This window comes from Streptomyces thermocarboxydovorans, from assembly GCF_039524635.1.
Classification (GTDB): Bacteria; Actinomycetota; Actinomycetes; order Streptomycetales; family Streptomycetaceae; genus Streptomyces; species Streptomyces thermocarboxydovorans.
Window position 1 is genome coordinate 1 of sequence record NZ_BAAAGU010000151.1, and the last position, 839, is coordinate 839.

1 protein-coding gene and 1 pseudogene are annotated in these 839 nt (G+C 69.1%); both read left to right on the forward strand.

Annotated elements, in window-relative coordinates:
- Positions 1–619 (forward strand): phosphocholine cytidylyltransferase family protein (locus tag ABD198_RS30525; RefSeq protein ID WP_344007985.1); only part of this gene is annotated, 619 nt, incomplete at its 5' end.
- Positions 607–839: pseudogene (locus ABD198_RS30530) on the forward strand (dehydrogenase); the annotation flags it as partial. The gene ABD198_RS30525 and the pseudogene ABD198_RS30530, both read left to right, overlap by 13 nt.

The following is an 839-nucleotide window of genomic DNA, read 5'->3' on the forward strand; positions in this document are numbered from 1 at the left end:
CAACTTCGCGGAGGTCGGTCTGACCGAGGCCGCGATCATCGTCGGCTACCGCAAGGAGGCCGTCTACGAGCGCAAGGCGGCCCTGGAGGCCAAGTACGGCCTGAAGCTGACCCTGATCGACAACGACAAGGCCGAGGAGTGGAACAACGCCTACTCCCTGTGGTGCGGGCGTGACGCGCTCAAGGACGGTGTGATCCTGGCCAACGGCGACACCGTGCACCCGGTGTCGGTGGAGAAGACGCTGCTGGCCGCCCGCGGCGACGGCAAGAAGATCATCCTCGCGCTGGACACGGTGAAGAAGCTGGCCGACGAGGAGATGAAGGTCGTCGTCGGCCCCGAGAAGGGCATGCAGCGGATCACCAAGCTGATGGACCCGGCCGAGGCGACCGGCGAGTACATCGGCGTGACGCTGATCGAGGGCGACGCGGCCGTGGAGCTGGCGGACGCGCTGAAGGCGACGTTCGAGCGGGACCCGCAGCTGTACTACGAGGACGGCTACCAGGAGCTGGTCAACCGGGGCTTCCGGATCGACGTGGCGCCGATCGGCGACGTCAAGTGGGTGGAGATCGACAACCACGACGACCTCGCCCGTGGACGGGAGATCGCGTGCCAGTACTGACGAGGCTCATTCCGTCCCCGGTGGTCGTGGACATCCGCCCGGGTGCCCTCGACGACCTGGCGGCCGTCCTCGCCGATCAGCGCATCTCGCAGTCGGGCCGGCTGGCCGTCGCCATCAGCGGCGGCTCGGGTGCCCGGCTGCGGGAGCGGGTGGCGCCCTCGCTTCCCGGCGCCACCTGGTTCGAGGTCGGCGGCGGCACCATCGACGACGCCGTCCGGCT